The sequence below is a fragment of the Pseudoalteromonas sp. TAB23 genome, from assembly GCF_000498075.1.
GTDB classification, from domain to species: domain Bacteria; phylum Pseudomonadota; class Gammaproteobacteria; order Enterobacterales; family Alteromonadaceae; genus Pseudoalteromonas; species Pseudoalteromonas arctica.
The window spans coordinates 1-1,397 of record NZ_AUTP01000009.1 but is presented as its reverse complement, the minus strand read 5'-3'; the positions used below and the strand labels follow the sequence as shown (position 1 = coordinate 1,397).

Annotated in this window: 1 protein-coding gene and 1 pseudogene; both read left to right on the top strand. The window is 41.7% G+C overall.

Annotated elements, in window-relative coordinates:
- A pseudogene (locus L654_RS0100150) lies at nucleotides 1-568 on the top strand (glycine dehydrogenase (aminomethyl-transferring)); the annotation flags it as partial.
- 308 nt (nucleotides 569-876) lie between these two features.
- Nucleotides 877-1,161 (top strand): addiction module antidote protein, encoded by a 285-nt coding sequence (locus tag L654_RS0100145; RefSeq protein ID WP_007579952.1) that lies wholly within the window; start codon nucleotides 877-879, stop codon nucleotides 1,159-1,161.
- Nucleotides 1,162-1,397 lie beyond the last annotated feature (236 nt).

Below are 1,397 nucleotides of genomic sequence, written 5' to 3'. Positions count from 1 at the left end.
GGGCAGCGAGGGCTTAAAGCAAGCCACTGAAATGGCAATCGTTAATGCTAACTACTTAACGCATGAGCTAAGCAAGCACTTCCCAATTTTATACCGTGGTCGTAACAACCGTGTTGCTCACGAATGTATTGTTGACTTACGCCCGCTTAAAGAGCTATCAGGCATTACTGAAATGGACGTAGCTAAGCGCTTGCAAGATTACGGCTTCCATTCACCAACTATGTCGTTCCCAGTAGCTGGCACATTAATGATTGAGCCAACTGAGTCTGAATCAAAAGGTGAGATTGACCGCTTTATCGAAGCAATGGTGTCAATTAAAGGCGAAATTGAAAAAGTAATCTCTGGCGAATGGTCAATCGAAAACAATCCGCTAGTGTTTGCACCGCATACACAAGGCGACGTATTAGGTAACGAATGGGACCGCGCGTACGACCGTTTTTACGCTGCATTCCCAGTGCCTGCAGTAGCTAAAAACAAGTTTTGGCCAACCGTTACACGTATTGATGACGTATACGGCGACCGTAACTTAGTATGTTCATGCCCAGCGGTTGAGACTTATCGCGATTAATTTTTGAAAAAATTCCACTGTAGAGAGGAATTTATCAAAATTATAAAAGCCGTTGTAGCAATGCAACGGCTTTTTTGTGCGTGGTGATTCGCCATTAATCATATGAACGTAGGCTGGGAAGAGTGAAACGAAACCCAACAAATCACAAATATACTTACTCGCTCAAAAGGCAGGAGTATATGTTATTTATCGTAGGCGTTTAGCTTGCTGGCGCGCGGGCGCCAGCCCAAAAGTTATAAATAACATTGTGCACTCGTAGCCTTTAGGCTACATTTGTTTAGCAAGTTGAATAAATTGGAGTAATTATTATGGCGCTACAAACATCAGATTTTAACCCGTTTGACTATATGGAAACACAGCAAGAAATTAATACATTTTTAGAAGAGTGTTTAGCTGATGATGATCCAAATACCTTTATTGAAGCACTTGGCTTATTAGTTAAAAAACATGGCGTGAGTGATATTGCTAAAGCAACGGGGCTAAACCGTGAAAGCTTATATAAAGCAGTTAACGGTAAAACCAAGCCACGTTGGGAAACTATTTTTAAAGTGATGAAAGCACTTAACTTTCGCCTTACAACACAAGTTGCATAGTCTAGGTAGAGTGAAACGAAACCCTACGAATCACAAATATACTTACTCGCTCAAAAGCCAAGAGTATGTGTTATTTATTGTAGGCGTTTAGCTTGCTGACGCGCGGGCGATAGCCCGAATAAGTATTTGAATGGGTGTATGAGGTTACTATTACAGATAGCGCGAATACGTTTGGTACTTTCTAATGATTAGAAACCTTATTCAAGGTTTTGTCGCGCTGGCGACGGCAGCCAAAG